At 70.5% G+C, this 23660-nt stretch carries 20 protein-coding genes and 2 pseudogenes; 19 read left to right on the forward strand and 3 right to left on the reverse strand.

What is annotated here, in order from left to right:
• Positions 1 to 161 precede the first annotated feature (161 nt).
• The 8 genes and pseudogenes from ACH4E8_RS21900 to ACH4E8_RS21935 all read left to right on the forward strand — a co-directional run bounded on the left by ACH4E8_RS21900 (position 162) and on the right by ACH4E8_RS21935 (position 7188).
• Entirely contained in the window at positions 162 to 524 is a 363-nt protein-coding gene (locus ACH4E8_RS21900) for a hypothetical protein (protein ID WP_398450630.1), read from the forward strand.
• A 525-nt stretch (positions 525 to 1049) separates the two neighbouring features.
• On the forward strand, positions 1050 to 1796 hold the full coding sequence (locus tag ACH4E8_RS21905) for an ATP-binding cassette domain-containing protein (RefSeq protein WP_398450632.1): 747 nt from the start codon (positions 1050 to 1052) through the stop codon (positions 1794 to 1796).
• Positions 1793 to 3064 (forward strand): hypothetical protein, encoded by a 1272-nt coding sequence (locus ACH4E8_RS21910; protein WP_398450634.1) that lies wholly within the window; start codon positions 1793 to 1795, stop codon positions 3062 to 3064. Before ACH4E8_RS21905 ends, ACH4E8_RS21910 begins: the two co-directional genes overlap by 4 nt.
• Positions 3061 to 3657, forward strand: a complete 597-nt coding sequence (locus ACH4E8_RS21915; protein ID WP_398450636.1) for a hypothetical protein — start codon at positions 3061 to 3063, stop codon at positions 3655 to 3657. Before ACH4E8_RS21910 ends, ACH4E8_RS21915 begins: the two co-directional genes overlap by 4 nt.
• Before the next feature lie 439 nt (positions 3658 to 4096).
• Positions 4097 to 4330, forward strand: a pseudogene (locus ACH4E8_RS21920) (MMPL family transporter); the annotation flags it as partial.
• 169 nt (positions 4331 to 4499) lie between these two features.
• A complete protein-coding gene (locus ACH4E8_RS21925) occupies positions 4500 to 5426 on the forward strand; it encodes a sensor histidine kinase (protein ID WP_398450638.1) in 927 nt (308 codons plus the stop codon).
• Between the two features lie 19 nt (positions 5427 to 5445).
• A pseudogene (locus tag ACH4E8_RS21930) lies at positions 5446 to 6112 on the forward strand (response regulator).
• 338 nt (positions 6113 to 6450) lie between these two features.
• Positions 6451 to 7188, forward strand: a complete 738-nt coding sequence (locus ACH4E8_RS21935; RefSeq protein ID WP_398450640.1) for a class I SAM-dependent methyltransferase — start codon at positions 6451 to 6453, stop codon at positions 7186 to 7188.
• 140 nt (positions 7189 to 7328) lie between these two features.
• Here ACH4E8_RS21935 and ACH4E8_RS21940 read toward each other — a convergent pair whose 3' ends face one another.
• Positions 7329 to 7820, reverse strand: a complete 492-nt coding sequence (locus ACH4E8_RS21940) for a DUF6326 family protein (protein ID WP_398450642.1) — start codon at positions 7818 to 7820, stop codon at positions 7329 to 7331.
• Between the two features lie 194 nt (positions 7821 to 8014).
• Between ACH4E8_RS21940 and ACH4E8_RS21945 the strand changes: the two genes are divergently transcribed.
• The 9 genes from ACH4E8_RS21945 to ACH4E8_RS21985 all read left to right on the forward strand — a co-directional run bounded on the left by ACH4E8_RS21945 (position 8015) and on the right by ACH4E8_RS21985 (position 19208).
• Positions 8015 to 9157: a sensor histidine kinase gene (locus tag ACH4E8_RS21945; RefSeq protein ID WP_398450644.1), complete on the forward strand. Its 1143-nt coding sequence runs from the start codon at positions 8015 to 8017 to the stop codon at positions 9155 to 9157.
• On the forward strand, positions 9154 to 9810 hold the full coding sequence (locus tag ACH4E8_RS21950; RefSeq protein ID WP_398450646.1) for a response regulator: 657 nt from the start codon (positions 9154 to 9156) through the stop codon (positions 9808 to 9810). Before ACH4E8_RS21945 ends, ACH4E8_RS21950 begins: the two co-directional genes overlap by 4 nt.
• Before the next feature lie 747 nt (positions 9811 to 10557).
• Entirely contained in the window at positions 10558 to 10779 is a 222-nt protein-coding gene (locus ACH4E8_RS21955) for a hypothetical protein (RefSeq protein ID WP_398450647.1), read from the forward strand.
• 349 nt (positions 10780 to 11128) lie between these two features.
• Complete coding sequence (locus tag ACH4E8_RS21960; protein WP_398450649.1) at positions 11129 to 12847, forward strand: trypsin-like serine peptidase; 1719 nt, start codon at positions 11129 to 11131, stop codon at positions 12845 to 12847.
• Positions 12848 to 12851: 4 nt separating this feature from the next.
• Positions 12852 to 15026 (forward strand): tetratricopeptide repeat protein, encoded by a 2175-nt coding sequence (locus tag ACH4E8_RS21965; RefSeq protein ID WP_398450651.1) that lies wholly within the window; start codon positions 12852 to 12854, stop codon positions 15024 to 15026.
• 64 nt (positions 15027 to 15090) lie between these two features.
• Positions 15091 to 16551: a VWA domain-containing protein gene (locus ACH4E8_RS21970; protein ID WP_398450653.1), complete on the forward strand. Its 1461-nt coding sequence runs from the start codon at positions 15091 to 15093 to the stop codon at positions 16549 to 16551.
• Positions 16552 to 16625: 74 nt separating this feature from the next.
• On the forward strand, positions 16626 to 17510 hold the full coding sequence (locus ACH4E8_RS21975; RefSeq protein ID WP_398450655.1) for a hypothetical protein: 885 nt from the start codon (positions 16626 to 16628) through the stop codon (positions 17508 to 17510).
• Between the two features lie 125 nt (positions 17511 to 17635).
• Positions 17636 to 18793 carry an extracellular solute-binding protein gene (locus ACH4E8_RS21980; RefSeq protein ID WP_398450657.1) on the forward strand — a complete coding sequence of 386 codons (1158 nt, stop codon included), beginning with the start codon at positions 17636 to 17638 and terminating at the stop codon, positions 18791 to 18793.
• Between the two features lie 61 nt (positions 18794 to 18854).
• The gene (locus ACH4E8_RS21985; protein WP_398450659.1) at positions 18855 to 19208 is read left to right on the forward strand and encodes a CU044_2847 family protein; all 354 of its coding nucleotides are present in this window, start codon (positions 18855 to 18857) and stop codon (positions 19206 to 19208) included.
• Positions 19209 to 19242: 34 nt separating this feature from the next.
• Here ACH4E8_RS21985 and ACH4E8_RS21990 read toward each other — a convergent pair whose 3' ends face one another.
• Both ACH4E8_RS21990 and ACH4E8_RS21995 read right to left on the reverse strand, forming a co-directional pair.
• On the reverse strand, positions 19243 to 20433 hold the full coding sequence (locus ACH4E8_RS21990) for a helix-turn-helix domain-containing protein (RefSeq protein WP_398450805.1): 1191 nt from the start codon (positions 20431 to 20433) through the stop codon (positions 19243 to 19245).
• Between the two features lie 126 nt (positions 20434 to 20559).
• Positions 20560 to 20712 (reverse strand): hypothetical protein, encoded by a 153-nt coding sequence (locus ACH4E8_RS21995; RefSeq protein ID WP_361966671.1) that lies wholly within the window; start codon positions 20710 to 20712, stop codon positions 20560 to 20562.
• A gap of 337 nt (positions 20713 to 21049) precedes the next feature.
• Between ACH4E8_RS21995 and ACH4E8_RS22000 the strand changes: the two genes are divergently transcribed.
• The gene (locus ACH4E8_RS22000) at positions 21050 to 22027 is read left to right on the forward strand and encodes a DUF3068 domain-containing protein (RefSeq protein WP_398450661.1); all 978 of its coding nucleotides are present in this window, start codon (positions 21050 to 21052) and stop codon (positions 22025 to 22027) included.
• 386 nt (positions 22028 to 22413) lie between these two features.
• Positions 22414 to 23655 (forward strand): glycosyltransferase family 4 protein, encoded by a 1242-nt coding sequence (locus tag ACH4E8_RS22005; protein ID WP_398450663.1) that lies wholly within the window; start codon positions 22414 to 22416, stop codon positions 23653 to 23655.
• Positions 23656 to 23660: the final 5 nt, after the last annotated feature.

Consider the following 23660-nt stretch of genomic DNA (forward strand, 5'->3'; position numbering starts at 1 on the left):
GAGGCTGTTCTTCCCGGTCGAGCGGTTCTACTCGTCGGCGATCCAGCCGTCGACGGTGCAGTCGACGGCACCGGCCTGGACCTGGACCTGGACCTGAGCGTCGGGTCGACGGACCCGAAACTGGTCGAAGTGCAAAGCTGCTGGCCAGCTACGGTGGCGGCATGACCGACAGCTTGCCCGGGGACGTAGCCGACATGCTTGACCTCGCCCTCAACCCGGACGAGCCCGTTCACGTCGTCCTCCGGCGGCAGGTGCCCCGGCTCAGGGTGCGATCCCGTTGCGAGTGCGGTTGTGGCACTGCCTACTTCGAACTCGACGCCGACGCGGTGGAGCCCGCACCAACGGGCCTTGGCACCGTTGTGGCTGCCGACGTACAGCTGTTCACCGAAACCGGCGAGTGCCCTGGCGAGGTCCTGGTCTTCGCGCAAAACGGCTACCTCTCATGGCTGGAGGTCCGCTCTTGGAGCGATGACGTCGAGGTGAATCTCGCCACGGCGCTGCGCTGGCTACAGCCACCGCTCTGAACCCGGGCCGACGACATCCGGCGGTCTCGGACCCCGCCGCCGCTGAGGACTTTGATACTGCTGTGCTTAAACGCTGTTCCGGCTCATGCCGAGAATGAGCGGTGGAGCTGCATCCAGGGTTGGCAGGTCGGCCATGCGTCGAACCGTTGGTACGACTGCAACAGCGACGCACGAACCACGGCAGTGGCTCCGGTGGGCTGGAGCACCGACGGGCAGTTCACCACCGCCAGTTTCACCCTCTACAGGGTTGTCGACTTCGCTCCCGACGACAGCTACGGCACGAAGACCGAGCATTGCCGGACGTGGGCCTGGGGAGACCCCGAGCGGGAAACTACTACTTCACGCCGAGTGGTTTCGGCGGAGGGTCAGTCTTCTTCGCGGAATCCGCCCACATCGGGTGGTAGTGACCGGTTGACGCGATGGGCCTTGCGGGAACCGTCCGCAGGGCCCGTCGCATCCTCACATCTGTTCATGTGCCGATGCTGCACTCCAACCCCTTTGCCAGCAGAGTGAGTCTCACCCCCTATGACACTGCAGTTCACCAGGATCGACTTCCGCTACAACAGGCAGACGTCCGTGTTCACTGGACTGAGCCTCACCCTCGACCACCCTGCGACGGTTCTCCTGGGCCCGAACGGAGCCGGGAAGTCGACGCTGATGGCCCTGGCGGCGACCGATGTTCAACCGAAACGTGGACAGGTCCGGTGGCGCGACAATCGCCCTTCGAACCGTCGGGCACGAGCCGCCTACGTACGTGCCGTTGCATGGCTGCCCCAGGATGTCGTCGCGATACCGGGCCCCACCGTCCGAGAGCAAGTCGCGTACGCGGGTTGGCTGAAGGGCATGTCACGGGCGTCGGCATGGAAGGCGTCCACCGACGCCCTGAGCCGAGTCGACCTCACTGACCTGGCAGGTCGCCCCAGCAACAAACTGTCCGGAGGGCAGAGACGGCGCATGGGATTAGCCGGTGCACTGACGCACCGCAGTGAGATCGTCCTGATGGACGAACCGACAGCCGGGCTCGACCCCACCCAACGGAAAGTGTTCAGACGTCTGTTGGAGAACCTCCACAACGACGTCCAGGTGGTCGTCTCCACCCATCAGACCGAAGACCTTGCCGACTCCTACTCGCAAGTCGTCGTCCTGGACCAAGGGACAGTGCGGTTTCAGGGGACCACCGCAGAGTTCCACGACCTTGCTGGTGACCACGTGGCCGGTCCACGCGAGCGGGCGGAAGCAGCCTACGCGCGACTTGTCCACGGGGAGGCGTGAGCATGCGGCTCCGCGCGCTTCTGCGATCCTCTGCTGCCACCTACGTCACACCCTTCCTTCTGATGTTCGTCCTCGGCGCGATCGGGAACGACATCACGTTAGGGACCACTCCCAACTACTGGCCTTCCGTCACAGGGACGTCGACCTACGCCCTGCCCTTCATCAGCACCATCTGCGCGGGACTGGGCGCGTGGGAAGGCGCACGCCTGACCCGCGGGGGGGTCTTCACCCAGACCTCCGTCCGCAGCGCCGTGGGGATCACTGCGCCCGTCCTCGCCCCCGTGGTCATCGGCGGCATGCTGGTCGCCCTGGCCGCCCTGCTCCTCTCCGCCGGCTCCGCGGGCGTCGGAGCCGGTCTGCCCGAACTGCGGATGCTGCTCGTCGTGCTGCTCCTCATCACGACCAACACCTTCGTGGGCTACTGCATAGGCCGCCGCTGGACCGCCGTCCTGTCAGTTCCCGCAGTCCTCGTCGCAGCGTTCATCGCCAACGCGTATCCCGTGTCCTGGGAACCCTTGTGGGTCAGGCATCTCGTCGGAGGAGGACTACGCAACTGCTGCTCGGTCGACAACACCTTCGACGACCGGGCCCTGTGGAGTGCAGTGGCCTTCACCATCCCCGTGATCCTCGCCTGCGTCATCATGATGGGCCGCCGGACACCGGTGGCGACCCTCGTGGTGTCCGCAGCGCTGATTACCGCCGGCGCGGGCCTCGGGACCAGCATCGCGTCGTCCTTGTCGGCGGAACCTACGGTGGACCGCTCGACCGACGAGTTGAACTGCACGGCCCAGTCGGGGATCACCGTATGCCTCTGGCCGGAGATGGAACACGGCACCGAGGTACGCGCCGAGACAGTCAACGTCGTCAACAAACTTCATGCCGCCGGGATATCCACCGACCCGGTCTTCACCATGGCGGCCCGCCCCAAGGGCGGAGAGACGAAACTCGGCCTGCTGCCGGACGACAAGGCGGCCAGGGTGCCACCCGGGTTGGTCTCGGGCCTGGTCCCCGACCTACCCGCATGTGCAACAAAGGAAGAGTACCCGGGCGCTCTTGCCGTCGCCCCCGTCTCCGCATGGCTGCTCCTCACCGCTGGCGTCCCCGCTGACATGGCCTCCCGCCACGTCACACCGGGCGCTCTGGCCCTCGCAACGACCGTGCGGAAGCAGCCTCCAGCCGCCCAGATCGACTGGTACGAGAAGAACACGAAAGCCATCAGCTCATGCTCCACGAAGCCCCAACTCGCTCCCCCAGGAGCCACTGAATGAACTGGTGGCTGAAATCCCGTTCGATCGTCGGATTCGCCGTCACCGCCGTATTCACAGCGATCACGGGACTCGTCGTCGGAGACGCTGAACTTCCCGTACCCTCCATCACGGGGCAGGCGGGAACGTTCCTTTCCGGCCACCTCATCACGGTCCTACCAGCAGTAGTCCTGATGCACGACATCTCCAGAGGCGACGTCAAAAGCGAACGCATCGCGGCACGCCCCATCAATCGATGGGACGCAGCACTAGGTCTGTCCTGCGCGGCCTTCGCCGCCCTCTCGCCGGGGCTCGCCTACCTGATTTCCCGCGAAGAAATAGCCATGGTCATTGGTCGAAACATGGTGGCCTACATCGGAATGGCGATGCTGCTGGCCGCATTCCTGGGAGGACGATCCGCAGCACTGGCAACCACACTGGTGCCCGTCACCCTCTCCACCGCCGGGTGGGCACCAGGCAACGTCCCCCAACCGTGGGCCTGGGTTTTGCACTCTGCGGACTCGCTGATCGCCCTCGCCCTCACCCTCGCCGTGCTCGGAGCGGGAGCAGGCGCAATGTGCCTGCGAAGCGCACCGATCCGAAAGCTACGGCACTGAGACGCTTTCAGCGCTGCCTCTCCAGGGTGGGGACGGCGGCGAGCTCTGCGGATGATCGCCCCAGGACTTCAGTCCCGCGACGCCTTGCACGACGGGTGCTCGTGGCACCGACCGGGCCCGGTTGAACGTTCGCCGGGTCGAGGTGAGGTCCTGGTGCGGAAGGCGTCTGATGGGTGTGGTCACTCAGGAGGCGACGAACATCGAGGCCGATGCGGTCGCGGAGCACGTCGCCGAACGCGCCCCCACCGTTCGGCGGAAGCGCTGCCCCTCCAAGAGCATCACATTGTCCCGCTGCCGTGTCGGGTTGGACGTCATCCCTGGGGATGTCCCCATGGGCGAGCCCGTACTCAGAAGCCGGTAGGCCGACTGTCTTTGGTACGACGACCGGAAGGGGCGCCGACGGACAGGCTGGTGAGGTCCCGAGAGCAGAGATGGAGACCTCGCGATGGTCGGCTCCGGTCAGGCGACCGCCGTACTGTTCGACGCCTTCGTCGTCCGGCTGGCGTTCGTGCCCGCCGTCCTCGTCCTGCTCGGGCGGTCGGCCTGGTGGCTGCCCCGCCCTCTGGCCCGGCTGTTGCCCCGCGTCGGCGTGGAGGGCGAGGCCCTCAGCCGCCGGCCTCCCGCTTCCCCGACCGCGGTGAATGCGGTCGATCAGGACGCAGTACGCATCTGACCGCGCCCTCGGGGTCGTCCGCGCCGGTCATGGACGGCCCGCACCGGTCCGGGCCCGCCCCTGTGTCCCATCATTGGCCGTGCCACCCGCCATCGGAGGAACGATGCACGCCAACTGACTGAGAAGGTATGCCGATCGCCATCCCCGCCTCGTCGAGTCGGCCTTCCTCATGCTGCTGTACGTCGCCACCGCCGGACAGCACGTACACCACGAGCCCGGCCGAACGCTCGGGCTGGTCACGGCCACGGCCACGGCCGCGTGCCTGTCCCTGCTGTGGCGGCGCCGTCATCCCACAGGCGTTGTCGTCATCACCGCCCTGTGCACCGGTGTCTCCGGCGGCGCGGGCCACGAGATCACCCCGCTGCTGCTGCTCCCGGTCATCGTCGCGCTCTACGAGCCGGCTGCACGCACCCCGGAGCGGGCAGCGCGTGCCCACTGGCTGACCGCCGTCGCGCTGGTCGCCCTACCGACGCTGTTCCCCGCCGACGGCAGGCGGCCGTGGCTGGAGACGGTGGTCATCACCGCCTTCTGGAGCGTGCTGCCCGTCGTCCAGGGCTCGGCCGTGCGGGCGCGGCGCGCCTATCTCGGCGCCGTACGCGCACGCGCCGAGCACGCTGGACGCACCCGGGAGGAGGAGGCGCGGCACCGGGTCGCCGAGGAACGCGTCCGCATAGCCCGTGAACTGCACGACGTCGTCGCCCATCACATGGCCCTGGCCAACGCCCAGGCCGGCACCGCTGCGCACCTGCTGCGCGACCGTCCCCAACAGGCCGGGGAGATCGTCGCCGAACTCGCCGTCACCACCTCGTCGGCACTGCGCGAACTCCAGGCCACGGTCTTGCAGGAGGCCCTCACCAACGTGGCCAAGCACACGTCCGCCAACACCGCGCACATCCGTCTGGTCCACACCCACGACCGGCTCACGCTCACAGTCAGCGACAACGGCGGCGCCCTGCCCCACCCGGCGCCACCCGGCGGCGGGTTCGGCCTCGTCGGCATGCGGGAACGTGCCCGCTCCGTCGGCGGCACCTGCCAGGCGGGGCACCGCCCCGGAGGCGGCTTCGCCGTGACCGTCGAACTTCCCGTCCACCCCTGACGTCCGAGAAGAGCCCCTCATGGCCATCCGCGTCCTGCTCGCCGACGACCAGACCCTGCTCCGGGCGACCTTCCGCATCCTGATCGACTCCTGCACAGACATGGAGGTGGTCGACGAGGCCGCCGACGGCGACACGGCCGTGGCACTCACCAGGGCCCACCGCCCCGACGTCGTCCTCGTGGACATCCGAATGCCCGGCACCGACGGTCTCGCCGCGACCGGCGCGATCTGCGCCGACCCGAACCTGCGGAACACCCGCGTCCTGGTCCTGACCACGTTTCAAACCGACGGGCACGTCGCCCGCGCTGCGGATGGGCGCGAGCGGCTTCCTCGGCAAGGACGCGTCGGCCGACGCCCTCCTCGACGGCATCCGCACCGTGGCCGCCGGGGGACGCGCTGCCATCCCCAGCAGCCACCCGCTCCCTCATCACCCGCTTCCTGGCCACACCCGAAACCGGCTCCGGCGCCTCCCCTGGGGACCTCGCCGCCCTGACCGCCCGCGAACGCGAGATCACGGTGCTGGTAGGGGAAGGCAAGTCGGACACCGAGATCGCCGAGCAACTCTTCCTCAGCCCCTGACGGTACGCACCCACGTACAGCGCACCGAAACCAAGCTGAAGGCCCGCAGCCGCGCCCAACTCGTCGCTCTCGCCTACCAATCGGGCATCGTACGACCGCCAGCATGAGGCACCGCGCCCCAGCCAGGACCAACCCCAGTGCACGTCGCACTCCCGGCCCGGCCCCTGATCACAACCCATGCGCGTGCCCGCCTCCGCGGCCACAGTGCTGAGGGGGATCGGGAGGCCAGTGTTGCCCGGGCCCTGCTCGTCGGCCGGGCAGGAACGTCCGGTGAGGCGTACCCACGAAGCCACGACGCCCGCGGCACCGACCCGACGGCCACGAACCGCGGGCTCCGATGAACGACGCATCAGCGGCCCCGGCCACCGTGAAAGGGCAGCACGCACACCCTCACGTACCGAAAACCGCGGGCTTTCCCGCACCGCGTCGCTGTACGGTCGGCCCCATGGCTGACGAGATCTTCCAGGACCACCGACTCGCCTCGATCTACGATCAGCTCCACCCGGACCGCAGCGATCTCGACGCCTATCTCGCGATGGCGGCCGAGTTCGGGGCGCGCCGGGTGTTGGACATCGGCTGCGGCACGGGAGTTTTCGCCCTGCTGCTCGCGGACCGAGGGACCGAGGTGACGGGCGTCGACCCGGCGCGGGCGTCGCTGGACGTGGCCCGGGCGAAGCCGGGCGCGGACCGCGTGCGGTGGATCCACGGGGACGCGACCGCGGCCCCCACGTCGCCGCCACCGGAGTTCGACCTGGCGACGATGACGGCGAACGTCGCCCAGCAGATCACCTCGTCCACGGAGTGGACCGCCACGCTCCGGGCCGCCCGCGACGCCCTGCGTCCGGGCGGTCGGCTGGTTTTCGAGACCCGCGACCCGGCCCGCCGGGGTTGGGAGTCCTGGACGCGGGCGGAGTCGTACGAGGTCGTGGACGTCCCCGGTGCCGGCGAGGTCGAGAACTGGTTCGACGTCCTGGCCGTTGAAGAACCCTTGGTGACGTTTCGTCACACCTGTGTCTTCCGTGCCTCGGGAGCTGTTCTGACTTCGGATTCGACGCTCCGCTTCCGCACCCGCGACGAGGTCGCCACGGACCTCCTGGCGGCGGGCTTTCGCGCCCCCGAGGTTCGCGACGCTCCGGACCGCCCGGGCCGCGAGTTCGTCTTCGTCGCGGAACTCCCGGCGTGACCGCGGACACGCCCGCCGCGAGCAGCGGCCGTCGCCCTCGACGGTGATCTAGCAGTAGAGGCACTTCCGTGACGAGGTGCCGGCCCTCAGCGCAGCACCGAGGCAGACGATTCCGAACAGGGCGGGGACTGCTCTCGGGTTCACGCTTGCTGGTGGGCGCGCATGGTTTCACGGTCCGGGCTGCTCGCCGTGGTCGCCGACGGTGTGGTGCGGGGCCAGGTCCAGGCGTACCGCAGGATGAGGGCGAGAAGGATCACTTCCAGTGCGACGCCGAGACCGTAGAAGTACGTCCAGGACTCGCCTGCCGCGTTGAACGCCGCGAAGGGGACCTGTATCGAGGCCACGATGAGGTTCGTGATGCGGTTCGCCCGGGCGGGCAGCGTCATCGACAGCACGACCATGAGGATCGGGATCGCCATGAGCACGAGGAAGGTGGTCAACAGCGTCTGGCTGATGTTGAACTCCCAGACGATGCCGGCCTCGATGTCTTTGATGACGCCGGGTTTGAAGAAGGCGAGAATGTCCACGTAGACGTACAGGAACATGAAGCTCGTCCACGCTGCGGCGAGTTTGGCTCTCACCGGGATCGGCTGGTTTTCCCGTGCGGTCGCGGTGGGTTGACGCGTTCTCATCGTAGGCTCCGTTGCTGTGGTGAGGGCTGCTGGGCCCACGATCACTGAGTCCGGCGGCGGGCGCATCGGCGTCGAGGCCGGATCCGCCTCGGCCGTTGGGAGAAGCGGCGTCTCGTTCTTTCGGTCGGTCGGAGAGGCGGTGTCTCGTTCTTTCGGTCGGTCCCCGACGCCTCGGCGGCCCCTAGGCTGGGTGTGTGACCGTCAACGCCCTGAGTTCGCTGTGGGTCGAGCCCCGTGCCACGGATGCTCCCGAACGTGTGTCACGCGACTGGGTGCTGGTCGGGGTGGTGCTGGTGACGGCGCTGCTCGAAGGAGCCTTCCGGGGCGACGTCGCCTGGCGGCCGTTTGCGACGATCGTGGCGGTCGGACTTGCGCCGGTGCTGCTGTGGCGGCGTACCCACCCGTTGGCCTGTGTCGTGGTGGCCTTCGGTACCGCGATGGCGTTGGGGCTGGCGAGCCTGTCGGGCGGGGCCCCGAGCGTGGGCCTCGACACGATGATCTACTTCCTGGTGCTCGTCTACGCGCTGGTCCGCTGGGGCTCAGGGCGCGAGATCGTGATCGGGTTGGCGGTGGTGGCGGTCGCTGCGGGAATCAGTACGGTCGCCGACTCCGCCGGGCCGGCCGACGTCATCGGCGGATTCGGCGTCTTGGCGGCAGCGGCGGCGGGCGGAGCGGCGTTCCGCTACCGTGCCGAGAGCTGGCGCCGGGCGTTGGACCAGAGCCGCAGCCAGGAGCGGGTCGGCCTCGCGCGCGAGCTGCACGACGTCGTCGCCCACCACGTCTCGGCGATCGCTGTGCAGGCGCAGGCGGGCCGGGCGATGGCCGGGCAGCGACCTGAAGCGGCGCTTGAGGCGCTGGTGGTCATCGAAGGGGAGGCGTCGCGGACGCTCGCGGAGATGCGGGCGATGGTCCGGGTGCTGCGCGACGGAGCGCCGGCGGAGTGTGCCCCCCAGCCCGGCGTTGCCGACCTGGTGTCCCTCGCCCGACGCGCCCCGCTCCCGGTCGTCGACGTGGAGGTGCCGGACGGCATGGACGGACTTCCGCCCCAGGTCGACGCGGCGGTCTACCGGCTGGCGCAAGAGGCACTGACCAACGCCCTGCGGCACGCCCGCGACGCCTCGCGGGTGGAGATCCGGGTCGCAGAGGACGCGGGAAGGCTGCGACTACGCGTGACCGACGACGGACAGATCGCCCCGGCAGGGCCGGTGAACCACGGCTTCGGGCTGTTGGGGATGACCGAGCGCGTGCAACTGCTCGGCGGCACGCTGCGTGCCGGGCCGGCGCCCGAGGGCGGGTGGGCGGTCGACGCCGAAATGCCGACGGAGGCGCGCCGATGACGGTACGCGTCCTGGTGGCCGACGACCAAGATCTGGTGCGCACCGGCCTCTCGATGATCCTTGACGCACAGCTCGACATCGAGGTCGTCGGCCAGGCCGCCGACGGCCACGCCACCGTCGAGCTGGCGCACCGGCTCCGCCCCGACGTGTGCCTGGTCGACATCCAGATGCCCGGGCTCGACGGCATCGAGGTGACCAAGCGTCTCGCCGGGCGGGGCGTCCCGGACCCCATCGCGGTAGTGGTGATCACGACATTCGACCTCGACGAGTACATCCAGGGCGCGCTCCGGGCCGGCGCCCGAGGCTTTCTGCTCAAGGACGCCGGGCCGGCGCTGCTCGTCCAGGCTGTCCACGCCGCCGCCGCCGGCGATGCCCTGATCGCGCCGAACATCACCCGGCGGCTGTTGGCCACCCTCGCCGCCAGGGAACCGTCAAGCCGACGGACCCAACCGATCGAGCCGCTCACCGAACGCGAGGAGGAGGTACTGGCGCTGGTCGCCCGTGGCTGCACGAACGCCGAGATCGCCGCCGAGTTGTTCATCGGCTTGACGACCGTCAAAACCCACGTCGCGAGCCTGCTGACCAAAATCGGCGCCCGAAACAGGGTCGAGATCGCACTGTGGGCCTACGACACCGGCAGGGTGAGGGCCTGAACCCGGGTAGTTGGTCTGTGGTCGACGAAACGAAAGAACCTGGGAAAGCGGGCAAGAACAGGACGACACGCAGGCCGCGGCGCCCCTCCGTGGGAACTGGTCCCGCTTTCCGAGCCCTTGGGTCAACCTCGGACCGGTGCATTTCCTTGCATGGGTCGCAGAGCGGACAAAGGGAGTCGCCATGGAGAACGCCCGAAGCCGCACCATCGCATTGACGGCGGTCGCCCTCTTCGTCCTCGGCACCGCCACGACGGCCGCCGCCGAGCGGACGCCCTAGGTGCCGGTCTTTGCACGGCGGCTGGGCGGGGGCAGCGGTCCTGCGGTCATGGCCAGGTTGAACAGAACGGAGCCCGCGCTCGCCAAGGCTCGCAGCGAGCCGTCCCAGATGAGCCAGGAAGACGTTGACGACGAGGGCGACCAAGAGCGGCAGTCACAGCAGGGTCTTCATGGTGACTCTCCCGGGACTGAGGGGCGGGAGGGAAGGCGAGAGCAGTGGTCAGCCTCGCCTGACCGGGACGCTTTTCGGACGTCTTGGAGCGTTCGGTCGGGGCGCGGTGCGCGTAGGGCGCCCCGCCCCTATGCTTCTACATGCGTGTAGAAATCGCGAGGGGCGGGTCGGTTGTTCCCGGCTGCCCTGCGGGCGGCGGCGGGAGGCGTGCAGTCTTTGAACGGCTCGTCATCCGCCGGGTGCGGTGACCGCAGCAGGCCGCCCGGACCATTGATTCATTGCGCCCTGGGAGGGCTGTCGTGGCTTCGATCGACCTGGAGAAGGTGTTGGACAAGGCGTGGGCGGACAAGGGTCTGCCGGAGATCCTTGCCGCGCCCGTTTCTGCACTCAAGGGAGTGTCCGACCGGGACGGTGAACTCCTTCAGGAGGCATTCGGCGTGAAGACGGTCTCCGACCTGGCCGGCTTGAAGTACGTGCGCTGGGCCCAGGCGCTCGCCGCACTGGACGCCACCTCCAAGTAGGTGCGGCGACGTAGTCGGCGCCCCGCCGATGCGGGGCGCCGACTACATCCCGGCCTGCGGAGCGGCCTGCGCTCCACTCTCCGTACGGCTCCCGAGGTGCCGCCTGTGCAGAGCGGCGGGACTGCCCGTGGCCGGCGGCCCACGGCGGCGGACTGGCATTGACGGTCTGAACTGGGGGCTGGCGCGGGTTTCGTGAGCCGGTTGCAGACCGTCACGTCAGTGGCATGTGTTGCCATGACGGGACTCCGTTCACGACTTGCTGGGCTCTGAACGCAGCCAGTTGCCTCGCGCGGAAGGACCAAGCGCGGATTCACGCCCCGGGCGCCAACTGTGCATCTACCGTGGGTACATGACGCAGCATGACCATCGGGACAGGCCGTGGCGCGTGAGGATCGACGACGAGCGGGGTGTCCCGTTGGGGGCCGGCGTGCTGCTCGACGAACGTTCCGTCCTGACGTGCGCGCACGTGGTTGAGCAGGCCGGTGGTCACCCCGGCGGACCGGCGGGGCGCGTCCGGGTGAGGAGCACGGTGTGCAGTCCCGAGTGGACCCGTACCGCGCGCGTGGCACCCGGCGCCTGGGTGTTCCGCAACGGGACTCGTCGCGGGGACGTGACACTGCTTGAGCTCGACGAGCGGGCCGGCTGCGGCATTCGCACCGAACTGTGGAAGGTGCCCATCTCCGGTGGCAGGGTGCGCGTCTACGGATTCCCGGGCGTCGAGCCGTACGGAGTCGGAGTCGATGCCGAACTGGCCGGCTCCGGGGGGCGCGAAGGGGAGTGGGGGATGCTCAAGCGCGTTCGCGAGGGCGATCCGTGGATCGAGCCGGGCTATTCGGGCGCCGGGGTGATGGCGCTCGACGGGGAGTTCGAGGGGCGGGTCATCGGCATCGTGGTCGCCGATTTCGTCCACGAGGACGTCAAGGCGGCCTGGATGCTCCCGACCGAGACGATCCTGTCGTACCTGCCGCGGCTCGACGCGTTCTCCGGCGGCGACGGCATCGACGACTTCGGCTCCGGCGACCTGCCCGGCGTGGACCTGGACGATCCGCTGCAACTCGCGCTGACCAGGGAGTTGACCCGGCTGTTCGACGCGGATCGGGTGGGCACCGTCCTCGTGGGCACCGGCAGCGCCACCGGAGCGGGATCGTCGTGGCTGGTGCGGCTCGCGCGCACGTCCGGCCCGGCCGGCCGAGCCGACGGGGACCAGGACGAACGCACCGGCGCGCCCGCCGGCACCGTGCTCAGCTTCGGCGTCGTCGACGCAGCATTCGACGCACGCGGCAGATCCACCGGCGACGTCCGCGCGTACCTCGCGAGACGGTTCGGCTTCAGCGCACACGGAAGCGTCGCGGAACTGGTGGACGACCTGCTGCACCGCAGGCCGCCGCCCTGCCTGATGGTGGACGGCGTGGACCGCGCCGTCGATCCCGTAGGGCTCGTCACGGAACTCCTCGCACCGCTGGCCCTGCGTGCCCGCCCGCGCGGGCTGCGGCTCGTCCTCGGCTTCGAGGGAGCACCGCCCGATGACCTCGCGTACGACGTGCACCTCGACCCGACCCCCTTGCCCGCCGGCAACGTGCCGGGGTCAGCCAACGAGGCGAGGGCCCGGGCGGTCGTTGACGAGTTGGGCGCAGCCGAGGACGAGGCGCTGGCGCTGCAGCGGGCCGTGGGGTCGAGGTTCCTGGCACCGCCGCGCCTGCCGGCGAGCTGCGCGCCCCGGCTGAACGTCCGGCTCGCCGTCGCCCGAGGCACCCGCCCGAACGCCGAGATCGCCGCCGTCGAGGCTCGTGCGGTGACCGCCCGTGCCGCCGTCGCTCGATACGCCGACGCGCTGCGGGAGATGGAGACCGAGCGCGAGGACCTCACCGTCGCCCTGGAACTGCACCGCGTCCGCGCTGCACGTCTGTTCGGGCCCGAGGACCTGCGTCTCGGCGAGCTGTACGTGGCCGCGGCGCGCGCACTGCAGCACGTGCCCGTCGACCTCGCGGCGGCCAGGCGACGCGTCCCACGCTTCATCACGGCCGTCAACCAACGGATCGAAGGGGACGGCCGGAGTGAAGGAGGTTGAGACCATGGCGGTGTGCAACCGCCCCGAATGCGGACTCGGCACCATCGACGAACAGGGCTTCTGCACCAGGTGCGACAGGGAGCCGCTGCCCCACGGTCCGGGCTCTGAGCCAGCGCCGTCGAGACCGGCGGCCGTCGGCGTGGCGCAGGTGCGCCCGGACCCCTGGTACGGCCTCACCCTGGTCGACGACCTCCCCGCCCCGGACGCGACGGACGCCGATGCGCCGGCGCCGCGGGCGGACAGCGCACCGCTTGCCGAGGAGCACCGCTTCTGCGCCAACCCCGGCTGCGGGCGGCCCGTCGGACGCGGCCATGACGGCCGTGCCGGCCGGACGGCGGGGTTCTGCTCGCGCTGCGGCACCCGCTTCGACTTCGCCCACGTCGCGGGCCTCGTCATCGCGGGGCGGTACGAGGTCCGGCGCCTGCTCGGCCAGGGCTCGTACGGCGCGGCCTACCTCGCCCACCACCGAAACCTCGACACCGATGTCGTCCTCAAGGAACTGCGCACCTCGCTCGCGCGGTCAGACAAGGAACGCGACGCCCTGGTCGGGCTCCGGCACGACGCCATCATCCGCATCCTCGGCTACGAGGAGGAGCACGGACGCACGTACCTGGTGCTTGAGTACGTACCCGGCACCGCGCTGTCCGCGCGACGCGGCGACCGGCTCCAGACCCTCCTCGCGCACGGTCTGCGCCTGCTCCAGGCGCTCGACTACCTGCACGCCCGCGGACTGCTGCACTGCGACGTCAAGCCCTTGAACATCATCCGCTTCCACGAGGCGGGGCCCTCGGGCCCGCTCGACCGGGTTCGACTCATCGACTTCGGTGCGGTGCGGTCCGTCACGGACCGGGAGCCGATGGCCGAGTACACCGAGAGGTACGCGCCACTGCCGGGGGACGCGGAGTACGAGGACGGCCCCACACCCGGCTTCGATCTGTACGGGCTCGGCATGACGCTGAAGGAGGCGTGCCGCGATTACACGGCAGATCCGTCCGCACCCGGGATCCGGTCGCTCGCGCTGCTCCTGGAGCGCGCCACCCACGCCGACGGGCCGGCCCGCCGGTTCAGCTCGGCGCGCCAGTTCGGCGAGCAGCTCAGCGGTGTGATCCGGCAGGTCGTGGCGGCGCCGCCGGCCGGCCGCCGCGTGACCCGTGCCTCGGCGCTGTTCGGCCCGCTTCATGCGTCCCTCCACGGCGGCGTCGGTGCGGCCCGACCCTTCGACCACTGGACCAGTGCGACCGTGGAACAAGCGGGAGCCAAGCGCAGCACGGCGGACGCAGCGGACGGCGACGTACGTCTGACCCTGCCGTCGTCCATCTCCACTCCCGACCCTCGCGAGATCGCGGCGGCGCTGCCGATGCCGCTGGGCGACGCCGACGACCCCAGGGTGTCCGCAGGGGTGCTGGGTCACCTGGCCGAATGTCGACGCTTGTTGCGCGCGGCGGACACCGACAGCGCGCCACAGGCCCTCCGAGACGTACCGCTTCCCGAGGGGCACTGGCTCCGTCACTGGTACGCGGGCCTGATGGCGCTCATGGCGAAGGAGGCGGACGTGCCGGGCGCGACGGTGCACTTCACCCGGGTGCGCGGCGCCCTTCCCGGTGAGCTGATCCCGCAACTCGCGCTGGGCCTGTGTGCGGAACTGCTCAGTGACCACGCGGTGGCCGAGTCGCACTACGCCACCGTCTTCGGCACCACCCCGGCACTCGGGGCGGCCGGATTCGGCCTGGCCCGCGTCGCGTACCGCACCGGCGGCACCGAGCGCGCCGTGCGGATCGTCGACGAACTGTCGCAGGAGATCCGCTTCGAACGCGAGGCGCGCATCGCGGCCTTCCGTCTCCTGGTGTCCCGGCTCGGGCCGGCGTCCGGTGCGGACGACCTGGCCGGGGCCCGCTCGTTGCTGGAGGCGCTCGACGTGGACGGCGCCGAACGCTCGGCGCTGCAAGTCGAGTTGGCCCACGCGGAGTTCCTGCGCCATGGCGACCGCCTCGCGTTGTCCGAAGCGATCCGTGCTCTCGCCCGGCACTCTCCCGCCGAGCGGGAGTTCGTCGCCCTCGTCGACCTCGCCAACCGACTGCGCCCGGAACCGCAGTGGCCGTGGTCCGTACGGCACAAAAGGCGGCAAGAGCGTGCACACCGGGCGGTGAACGAGGCGCGCCCGGGCCATTCCGGGGCGTGAGCGGAGGCGCTACACTCCCGCTGCACACGGCGGTCGGGTGCGACGAGGGGGGTCGTGAGGACCGATGGGGGACCTATCGCGTGCGGCGCTCGACGTCACGGTGGAAGTCGACGCGCCGACAGACCTGGCGCTCGACGCGACGCGGTTCGACGCCCTCGTCACCGTACGCGCCCGCGCAGAGCAGAACGCCCGGCCCGCCCCCGTGCCCAGCGCCGAAGTCCTCATCATGGACCGTTCGCTGTCGATGGCCGGACTCGGCAGGCTCGACGAGGCCAAGCGGGCGATCTGCGCCGCCGTCGACACCCTGCGCGAGGGGACGCTCTTCGGGATCGTGGCGGGCCACCACGCAGCTGAGGTGATCTATCCGCCGGACGGCGGTCTCGTACGGGTCGACGCCGCGCACAAGCGGGAGGCGAAGGCCCGGGTGGCGGCCCAACTGGCCGCTGGCGGAACGGCGATCGGCACCTGGCTGGACTGTGCCCGCCGGCTCTTCGACACCTTGACCGATCCCGGCGCCGTACGCCACGCCGTCCTCTACACCGACGGCAAGGACGAGCACGAGAGCCCCGAAGAACTCGACGCCGCCCTCGCGGCCTGCACCGACCAGTTCACCTGCGACGTGCGCGGACTCGGCGAGGACTGGAACTACCGCGAACTCCTGCGCATCGCGGAGGCGTTGCACGGGACGGCCGAGGCCGTCGTGGACATTGCCGACCTCACGGGCGACTTCGTACGCCTCATGAAACAGGCCCAGCGTGTCGTCGTACCCCGCCTCTACCTGGGCCTACGGCTCAACGAACGCCTCGACCTCGGGTTCGTCCGGCAGACCCGCCCCGTACAGGCCGACCTGACGCGTCAGTTGCAGTGGCGCGGCGACGAGATCCACGTTCCCCTCGGCGCCTGGTCCCCGGGCGTCCGCCAGTATCAGATGTCGTTGCGTTTCGAGGCCAAGACGCTGCCCGTCGACGAGAAGCTGAGAGCCGCCCGGATCGTGCTGCACGCGGAACCCGCCGACGGCCGGGGGCGCCTGCCCTGCACGCCGGGACAGGCCCTCGTCGTACGGCGGCGGTCCAACCCAGCCTTCGAGCACCCAGTGCCCACCTACCACACCCGAGTGCAGACGGAACAGGAACTCGGCATGGCGATGCGGGCCTGCGCCGATGCGCACGAGCAGAAGGACGACGAGCGTGCCGACCGGGAACTGCGCCTCGCCTTGGGACTCGCCGCAGAACTCGGCGACGAACGACGGCAGCGGCTGCTGCGAGCAGTGGCGGGCACGGCCCCCGACGGCCGAGCGATCGTACGGCGGAATGTGACGCGCGGCGAGATGCAACGGCTCGGGCTGGACTCAACGCGCACCGGCCCCCCGCCCGTGGATGCGACGGACCAGAGCGCTGCCCCGCCCGCGAGGGTCCCTCGAAGCCGCTGTCCGCACTGCGGCGCAGCCCTCGTCGCCCGCGACGCCCAGTACTGCGAGCACTGCGGCCGCCATGTCGACGGCGAGGGCGCGGAGGCCGTCGGATGAGCGTCACGGCCGGTCGGGCGTCGGGCCTCTCCGCAGGGCGCCGCCTGGTCGAGACATGGCGGAGGCTGCGGTGCGTGCATCCGACCCGGCTGCTGCGCTGGCTGCGCGCGAGCATGTCGGCCATGGTGTGCGCGACCGCCGTCGTGTACCTCCTGGTGGCCATCGACGGCGGGCGGGAGATCACCTCAGCACAGCGCACGAACGCGGCGGTCGCCGGCATCGACCGGGCGATGGAAGCGGCAGAGGACGCGGGCACGGCGCTGGGAACGGCCGACACCGGTCAGCTCGAACTGATCGGTGCCGGCACGACGTTCGCGAACGCCACCGCGCGCATCAGCACCCTCGTCACGGCCGCCGCCCAGGGCAACGCGGCCGGGGCAGCCGGCCGGAAACAGATCCAGTTCGTCCACGGGCAGCTGACCACCTCCCTGGAACTCACCGCCACGGCGGTCCGCGAGCACCAGCGCAGCGGTCGGTCAGGCGTCAAGACCGCGCTCGACGCACTGACCGCCCCGCACCTGAAGGATCCCGACACGGGCCGGCCGATTCCCGGCACCGGTGGGCTGCACGCCTCCCTCGCAGACCTGAAGGAGATGCAGAGCAGCAGTCTGGCGCGGCATCGGGACGAGGGCTGGCTCGACCCGGTCCAACTCTGGAGCCTGGCCACGGCTCCGCTGGTCATGATGCTCGCGCTGATCCTCGCCACCGCCCGGATCCTGGCACGCCACTTCCACCGCCACGTCAGCCCACGGCTCCTCTGGGCCTTCGCCCTCACCGCGGGCGTCGCCGTCGCCTCGGCCGGCCTCACCGCGTGGGACGAGGGCCGCCTCACCGCCCACCCGACGGTCGGGCATCCCGTGACCATGACCGGTGCGCTCCTGGCGCTCGTGGTGGCCGGCGTCCTGAACCACCTGGCGTACCGCCCCCGCCTCGCCGAGTACAGGTTCCCGCGCCCATGACGACACCCGTAACGAGGGCGCCGCACCACCTCGGTTCCAGGCTGTGTCGCGTGCTCGTGGCCCTCGGCCTGGTGCTGGCCGTATCGGGATGTGCCGGCTCGGATTCACGCGAACGCGTATCCATCATGGTTCCATGGACGCAAGGGGCCGAGTTCCAGGCGTTCTACTCGCTCGTCAAGGACTTCGAGCACGACACGGGCATCAGGGTCGACGTCCAGGTCACCCGGGCACTCACCCAGCAACTCGACGCCTCGGTCAAGGTGGGCTCCCCGCCGGACCTCGCCGTGCTGCCCAGTGTGAGCGCCATCGTGCGGTACGCGGGTGAGGAGGGCGGTCTCCAGCCGCTCGATGCGGACACCGTCGACATCGGCGCCTACCTCCAGCCCTTCCGGGGCCTCGCCCAGGTGAAGGGCACGACGTACGCGATACCGGTCAAGGTCGACGTCAAGAGCCTCGTTTGGTACGACTCCACAACCACTCCGAAGCCCCGCACCGATTCGACCGACGCGCTCGCGGGCTTCGCGAACGGATCCGGCCTCACCTGGTGCCTCGGCCTTGCCTCCGGCCCGACCTCCGGTTGGCCGGGGGCCGACTGGATCGCCGACCTCATGCTCGCCGACACGGGCGCCGACGCCTACGCCCGATGGGTGTCCGGTTCACTGCTGTGGACGTCCCCCGAGGTCGAGCGGGCCTGGTTGCGCTGGCGCGAGCTGCTGGGGGAGCCGGCCTTCAAGGACGCGTCCAAGAGGGGCTTCGCCGAGGCGACCCAGGCGATGACCACGTCCGCCCCCACCTGCCAACTGGCCCAAGGCGCGCGCTCGGCTCTGGCAGCGGACCGCGAGAAGCCCACCCGGCTCGACTTCGCCGTGCCCCCCACCAGCCGGCCCGTACAGGTGTCGGGCGACTTCATCGGCATGTTCGCGGACGGCAATCCGAGCGCACGCAGCTTCGTCGCTTACCTCGCCGGCGCGGCGGGCCAGCAAATGTGGGTCGACGCATCCGGGTCCTCCGCCTTCTCCGCCCACTCCGAAGTGACCCGGTACGCCAACGCGGTCCAGCAGCGCATCGCCGCCATGCTGAACCCACGTTCGGGTTACCGGCTGTGCTTCAGTGCCGCCGACGCGATGGCCCCGGACGTCGCCGCAGCCTTCTACCGGGCCGTCCTCAACTACGCCGACGGCACCAACAACCTGAGCACGCTGCTCTCCCAACTCCGCAACGTGCAGGAGAGGTTGAGCACATCGTCCGTACCCGCGACTGCCATCTGCGGTGCCCCGAACTGACCCCGGCTCGGCAGGAGCCGAACGGGCGCCACCCGCCGTCGACCTTCCACCGAGGAGCCCCATGTCCGACGCAGTCCAGTTCGCCCTCTCCGACGGCACCGTCGTCCTCGTCTCCGCACCAGCACGGACCGGCACCGGAGCCGTCGGCCTGGGCCAACGCCTGCAAGGCGCGCAGCGAACACTGCGCGAGGCCGTCGCACCGGTCGCCTCCGCCGCCGCCGAGGTGATCGCCGAGTTCCGTACCCGAGCGCAGTGCCCGGAGGAGGTCGAAGTGTCTTTCGGCATCACGCTCGACACGCAGCTGGGCGCCGTCATCACCAGTGCGAAGACCAGCGTTCACCTCGATGTCCGCCTTCGCTGGAGCGGATCCCGGCCCGGCACGAGTACCGCTGTTGACGACGGGAGCACAGCCTGAGCCGCCGACGCCCCGCAGCGACCCGCTCCGCGGGTCAGGGGGAGTAGCGGCCCAGCTCGCCGCGCAACCGCTGGGCGCGGAGGACCAGTTCGAGTTCGAAGCGGCGGTCGGGGTCGTCGATCTCGTCTCCCCACAGCTCGCGGATCTGGCGGAGTCGGTAGCGGACGGTCTGGGGGTGGACCCCGAGGCGCCCCGCGATCTCGGGGGCGCCGCCACGGGTCTCCAGCCAGGCGAGGAGAGTTTCGGCCAAGCGGCGGGCGTGGGTCCTGCCGCGTTGGGCGAGCGGTGCCAGGGCGCGGCGGGCCAGGTCGTCGATGAGCTCCTCCGGCTGGAGGAGCACGAGGGCTTCGGTGTGCTCGGTGCAGTGCAGCACCTCTCCCGCCGGGAGGAGGCCGCGTTCCATGAGGCGTACGGCAGCCTCCGCCCAGCGCAGCGACTTGGCGGCGTCGACGAGGGGGACCGGTGGTCCGATCGCGCCGGCCCAGCCGGCCATGGCGCGCCGCAGCAGTTCCGGACGGCCCGCCGCGTCCGGGTCGGGGACGACGATGCGGGGCTGTTCGGCCTCCATGTCCAAGAGGACGCCCTGTCCCACGGCGGGTGCGACGGCCTGACGCGCGGGGCGCAACAGCACCCCGGCGGAGACCTTCGTCGGCAGCGCCCAGCCGATCCGCGGGGCGCGCTCCGCGAGGGCGGCGGCGATCTCGTGCGGGCCGGCGGCGGAGCGCGGACGGTGCTCGGCGAGGAGGAGTTCCATGAACTCGCGCTGGAGCCGCAGGAGTTCACCGGCCTGTCGGGCGGCGGCCTCCGCGTAGCCGCGGACCGACTGGTCCACCAGGCCGTCGAGGTACTCGTAGCCCGCGTCGACCAGTTCGTACATGGCCGGCGGCGGGATCTCGACGCGCTGACCGATCTCGGCGAGGCGCCGCCAGGTGAGGCGGACGCCCAGGCGGTAGATGGCCTGGAGCGATTCGAGACTGCGGCCGCCGATTCCCTCGCCGCGGCCGAAGTCCTGGAAGACCTCGGGGTGGACGCGGGGCCGGTCCTCGGTCGTCTCCAGGTGCAGCACGAAGATCTCGATGGCGCGCCGGATCCCGATGAGTGACTTGGGCTCTCCGGAGTCGTCGAGGATGACCGGGACGTGCGGGTACTCGCGGCGGATCTCCCGCAGGATGTCCTCGGCCAGGGCGGGAGCCTCGGCGACGGCGAGTGCCGCGAACTGGCGCACCTTGCCGCGCGGTACGTCGTGCCAGGCGGAACGGGCCCCGGGCGACGGGGCGGCGCGGCCCTCCGCACCGACGGAGGCAGCGCTGGCGGCCGGGGGGTCGACGGCCGGGATGGGGGAGGGCACGGGTCAGCGCTCCCGGGGGGCCGTCTCGTAGGTGACGAGGGGGGTGTTGGGCTGGTCCGGGGTGGCGTCGAGCAGGGCGACGACGCCGAGGGCCGCACCCACGGCGAGGGCCGCGGCGGCCACGGCGGTGAGTGCGGCGGCGAGCAGTCTGGGCATGCTGGGGGTCCAGCCTTTCCGGTCGAAAGGTCGTTCCCACCATGGATGATCCACACGATCCGCGCCAGTGCTCACGAGTCCCCTGGTCGTGAACGGACACGGGTCCCGATCGTGCTTCCCGTGCGGCGCGTGCCGGCCCCGACCGGCTGGAGCCAGTCTCTGCAATGCATTGACACCTAGTCAAGGGTGCGCCTACGGTTCCCGGCCCATACCGCGGCTGCACTTTCGCCACCCGCGAGCACACGTTCGGTCACCTTGTGACCTCAGCTCTTCCCGAGATTTCGCGAGCTCTTCCGACCCTGTGTCGAGCCGCCTCGAACCCTTCTGGAGTGCCCGGATGCGACGTACCACCTCACCCGTTTCGCTCGTTCTACTGGGCATCGGCACCTTCTTGCTGGTGCTGGCCGCGATGCTCGCCTGGTACGTCGAGCCACGTGCCCAGCGCACCCCGATCGACACCGACGTGACCACGGTCTTCACCGGTCAGGGCAGTTACTTCGACGCCAAGAAGGTCCGAACCGTCAACGAGACAAAACTCACCATCACCCGGAAGGTCCGCGGCGACGTGGCCGACAGCGAGGACAGCGGCCGGGCCATCTGGGACGTGTCGACGAGCGTCGACACCGACGACACCCTGCCGGCGTCGGATCCGCACGACGCGTTCCAGTGGACCGTGGAACGCTGGGTGACCGACCGGAAGACCAACGCCCCGGTGCACTGCTGCGGGGAGACCCCCCGATTCGAGGGCGAGGCGTACCTGAAGTTCCCGTTCGACGTGAAGCAGCGCGCCTACCGCTGGTGGGACAGCACGCTCGGCGGCACCGTGGAGCTCGCCTTCAAGGAGAAGACGAAGGTCCAGGGCCATGAGGGGTACCTGTTCACCGGCTCGGTCGCCCCGGTGAAGACCGGAACGCGGCAGGTGCCCGGGGTGCTCGTCGGCCAGCCGGAGCGCGGCCAGGTGCACGCCGAGGAGTGGTACGCCAACGACCGCATCGAGTTGGTCGCGGACCAGAAGACCGGGCGGATCCTGTTCGCGGCGATCGGGCCGGTGAAGACGCTGCGGGCGCCCGGCGCGAAGTCCGATGCCGTGGTGCTGCTGAAGAGCGACCGCATCGCGTTCACCGAGGAGACGCAGAAGAAGCAGGTCGAGCTGGCGAAGGCCGACAACGACAAGCTCCAACTGGTCGGCGTGACGGCGCCCGCGGGGGCGGGCGGGCTGGGGCTGCTGCTGGCCGTGGCGGGCCTGGTCATGGTGTCCCGGGGGCGTCCTGTGGACACAGCAGCAACCCCGGTATCGGAATCTGTCACCTCCTGATGATGTACGGCCGGTAACCGGTGCGGAACTTGTCACGCCGGTGAGTAGCCGCAGCGAACCGCGGGGCGAAAACTGTCCATCCACCCACCCGACCACACCATCCGTGCATGACCCCGACACATCCGAGCGGCCCCGGCACCTTTCCGGGGCCGGCTCGCCCCGGGGGCCGGAACCCCGTCGGGACCGCGCCGAGCAGTACCCGGCACGGTCCCGGACCCGGCCACCGGTCATGACCCGCTCGACCTCCGTACCGCCGTGTACGTCCCCGAGTACCGCCCCGCCCGTGCCACCTCTCCGTCCCCACCCCCTTTCCGCCCTCCCGTGCCGAACGTGATCCCCGCACCACGACCGCACGGATCCGCCCCCTGAGACGAGTCGGAGCACCAATGCCCCAGCACGTGCCCGCTTCGCTGCGCACGGCCGGTCCCCGGCCCGCTCAGCCTCATGCGGCGCCGCCCGCCGAGCCGCGCCGCATCGTGTTCCTCTCCCGTCGCGACCTCGGCAACCCCGCAGCCGGCGGCTCCGAGATCCTGGTCGACCGACTGGCCGACGGGCTCACCCGACTCGGCCACCAGGTCACGCTCGTCTGCGGCGGCCCGGCCGCACGACGCGACTACCGCGTGGTGTCGGCGGGCGGCGACCTCGGCCACTTCCTGCGGGCCCCCAGGGCCCTCGCCCAACACGTCGGCGACTGCGACCTGCTGGTCGAGGTGTGCAACGGCATGCCCTATCTGGCGCCGCTGTGGCATCGCGGTCCGACCCTGTGTCTGGTCAACCACGTCCACACCGACCTGTGGGACATGCGCTTCGGCGGTCGGGCCCTCGCGCCCGCCGGTCGGCTCGGGCGCCGGCTGGAGCACTTCGCCCTCAAGGAGGCACAACGGCGGAACCTCATGGTCGCGGTGTCCCCGTCCACGGCCGGGGCGCTGCGCGACATCGGCGTCGACCAGCACCGGATACGCGTCGTGCACAACGGTGTGGAGGCGCCCGGACCCCAACACCCGCGCTCGCCCGAGCCGTTGTTCCTCGCGATGGGGCGGCTCGTGGAGTACAAGCGGATCGATCTGCTGCTGAGGCTGTGGGAGCGGGTCAGACCGGTGACCGGCGGCCGGCTCGTCATCGTCGGAGACGGCCCGGAGGCGGGCCGGTTGAGGAAGCTCGCTGGTGCCGGAGTGGAGTTCGCGGGCCGAGTCACGGAGGCGGAGAAGCACCGACTGCTCTGCTCGGCCTGGCTGCTGCTGCACCCCTCGGCAGTGGAGGGGTGGGGCCTGGTGGTCACGGAGGCGGCGATCCGGTCGACCCCGACGGTCGGCTTCGACGTGCCGGGACTGCGGGACTCGGTCACCGACGGGGTGAGCGGGGTGCTGGCCCGCGGGGAGAGCGCCTTCGCCGCCGCCTGGTCCTCGCTGGCGCTCAGCGAGGAGCGCAGGTCGGCGATGGGGCGGGCGGCAAGGGAGTTGGCGGCGGAGTACACCTGGGCCAATACGGTACGGGCGTTCCGCGACGTCGCCGTGGAGGCCGCGGCCCAAGGGCACGGCCCGGGCCGAGGCCGGTGCGGCCCGTCCGGCATGCCCCGGTCGGCTCCGGCAGGCCCTCCGCTGGCCGCAGCGCGCTCCCGGCGGGGGTGAGGACC

It is taken from the genome of Streptomyces sp. NPDC017979 (assembly GCF_044328175.1).
Taxonomy (GTDB): domain Bacteria; phylum Actinomycetota; class Actinomycetes; order Streptomycetales; family Streptomycetaceae; genus Streptomyces.

What these genes read in the sequence shown, in the direction of transcription:
- ACH4E8_RS21935 (WP_398450640.1), top strand. Translation starts at nt 6,451, where the DNA reads ATGGCTGACGAGATCTTCCAGGACCACCGACTCGCCTCGATCTACGAT.
- ACH4E8_RS21925 (WP_398450638.1), top strand. Translation starts at nt 4,500, where the DNA reads ATGCTGCTGTACGTCGCCACCGCCGGACAGCACGTACACCACGAGCCC.
- ACH4E8_RS21940 (WP_398450642.1), bottom strand. Translation starts at nt 7,820, where the DNA reads ATGAGAACGCGTCAACCCACCGCGACCGCACGGGAAAACCAGCCGATC.
- ACH4E8_RS21965 (WP_398450651.1), top strand. Translation starts at nt 12,852, where the DNA reads ATGGCGGTGTGCAACCGCCCCGAATGCGGACTCGGCACCATCGACGAA.
- ACH4E8_RS21980 (WP_398450657.1), top strand. Translation starts at nt 17,636, where the DNA reads ATGGTTCCATGGACGCAAGGGGCCGAGTTCCAGGCGTTCTACTCGCTC.
- ACH4E8_RS22005 (WP_398450663.1), top strand. Translation starts at nt 22,414, where the DNA reads ATGCCCCAGCACGTGCCCGCTTCGCTGCGCACGGCCGGTCCCCGGCCC.
- ACH4E8_RS21915 (WP_398450636.1), top strand. Translation starts at nt 3,061, where the DNA reads ATGAACTGGTGGCTGAAATCCCGTTCGATCGTCGGATTCGCCGTCACC.
- ACH4E8_RS21960 (WP_398450649.1), top strand. Translation starts at nt 11,129, where the DNA reads ATGACGCAGCATGACCATCGGGACAGGCCGTGGCGCGTGAGGATCGAC.
- ACH4E8_RS21970 (WP_398450653.1), top strand. Translation starts at nt 15,091, where the DNA reads ATGGGGGACCTATCGCGTGCGGCGCTCGACGTCACGGTGGAAGTCGAC.
- ACH4E8_RS21900 (WP_398450630.1), top strand. Translation starts at nt 162, where the DNA reads ATGACCGACAGCTTGCCCGGGGACGTAGCCGACATGCTTGACCTCGCC.
- ACH4E8_RS21950 (WP_398450646.1), top strand. Translation starts at nt 9,154, where the DNA reads ATGACGGTACGCGTCCTGGTGGCCGACGACCAAGATCTGGTGCGCACC.
- ACH4E8_RS21985 (WP_398450659.1), top strand. Translation starts at nt 18,855, where the DNA reads ATGTCCGACGCAGTCCAGTTCGCCCTCTCCGACGGCACCGTCGTCCTC.
- ACH4E8_RS21905 (WP_398450632.1), top strand. Translation starts at nt 1,050, where the DNA reads ATGACACTGCAGTTCACCAGGATCGACTTCCGCTACAACAGGCAGACG.
- ACH4E8_RS22000 (WP_398450661.1), top strand. Translation starts at nt 21,050, where the DNA reads ATGCGACGTACCACCTCACCCGTTTCGCTCGTTCTACTGGGCATCGGC.
- ACH4E8_RS21995 (WP_361966671.1), bottom strand. Translation starts at nt 20,712, where the DNA reads ATGCCCAGACTGCTCGCCGCCGCACTCACCGCCGTGGCCGCCGCGGCC.